The following is a 569-nucleotide window of genomic DNA, read 5'->3' on the forward strand; positions in this document are numbered from 1 at the left end:
ACCCGGATACGCAGTGCGACTTGTCTGACCGCATCAGCAACGCTGTTGGTGGTATGACGCATCTGGACTGTACTAAGCCCGGTATCAAGAAGGTCAACTCCACAACGGATGCGTCCTTGCTGAAACACCGCATTTACCAAAGCTCACGCAACACGCATGCTCAGTTCGAGAACCAGCGTGTAGTGTTCGACAACTACCTTGACGACTCTGAGACCACTGCCCTCATTATTGGTAAGAATGCTTATATCAAAGCTCTCAATGACGGCGCTGGCAAGCTTGAAGCTGAACAGCGTGCTCGTGACGCTGTTGAGAACTACTACGCTGTCAAGCAACGCAATCTAATTGCTCAGTGGAACAGCGGCGTCGCTCAGGCCCAGTACCTGAACAACACTCTGTCGTCGTCGCAAACCGGTGTCTCGATGGACTTCCACAATGTCAATGGAGGGGTCATGCAACACACTAACGGCGACCTGACCTGGCGTATCCATGGCACCACGTCCAAGAGTATGCAGTTGCTGAACGGCAACACAACGACCGTTGATGGTATCAATGTCCGAGAGTGGGACTTT

1 pseudogene is annotated in these 569 nt (G+C 52.4%); it reads left to right on the forward strand.

The annotated features are described in order from the left end of the window. Window positions 1-53: 53 nt before the first annotated feature. A pseudogene (locus tag DVK01_RS21130) lies at window positions 54-569 on the forward strand (hypothetical protein); the annotation flags it as partial.

The organism is Haloarcula sp. Atlit-120R, assembly GCF_003665885.1.
GTDB lineage: Archaea > Halobacteriota > Halobacteria > Halobacteriales > Haloarculaceae > Haloarcula > Haloarcula taiwanensis.